Annotated in this window: 1 pseudogene; it reads right to left on the reverse strand. The window is 67.4% G+C overall.

From position 1 onward, the window contains the following. Nucleotides 1–654: pseudogene (locus AXW62_RS47180) on the reverse strand (acyltransferase domain-containing protein); the annotation flags it as partial. Between the last annotated feature and the right edge of the window lie 48 nt (nucleotides 655–702).

A 702-nucleotide genomic window follows, 5' to 3' on the forward strand; every position in this document is an offset into this window, starting at 1 on the left:
GGGGTGTGGTTTCGGTTTCGAGGGTGTCTTGGATGGCGGTGGTCAGGACGGGGTGGGGGCTGATTTCGAGGTAGGTGTGGTGGCCTTGTTGGGCGAGGGTGCGGATGGCGGTGTGGAAGTGGACGGGTTGGCGGAGGTTTTGGTACCAGTAGCCGGGGTCGAGGGTGTGGGGGTTGATCCATTGGCCGGTGACGGTGGAGAGCCAGGGGGTGGTGGCGGGGTGGGGGGTGATGTGGTGAGGAGGTGGTGGAGGGGGGTTTTGATGGTGTCGACGTGGCCGGTGTGGGAGGCGTAGTCGACGGGGATGATGCGGGCTCGGATGTTGTGTTGGGTGTAGTGGGTGTGGAGTTGGTGGAGGGCGTCGGTGTCGCCGGCGATGACGGTGGTGTTGGGGCCGTTGTGGGCGGCGATCCAGAGTTGGTTGGGCCAGGGGGTGAGGTCGATGGTGTCGGCGGGGGCGGCGAGGGACATCATGGCGCCGTGTCCGGCGAGGTGGTGGGCGATGGTCTGGCTGCGGAGGGTGACGATTTTGGCGGCGTCGTGGAGGGTGAGGACTCCGGCGACGCAGGCGGCGGCGATTTCGCCTTGGGAGTGGCCGATGACGGCGTCGGGGTGGATGCCGTGGGACTGCCATAGGGCGGCGAGGGAGACCATGATGGCGAAGGTGGCGGGCTGGACCACATCGACCCGGTCCAGACCCGG

This window comes from Streptomyces hygroscopicus subsp. hygroscopicus (assembly GCF_001553455.1).
In the GTDB taxonomy this organism is placed as follows: domain Bacteria; phylum Actinomycetota; class Actinomycetes; order Streptomycetales; family Streptomycetaceae; genus Streptomyces; species Streptomyces hygroscopicus.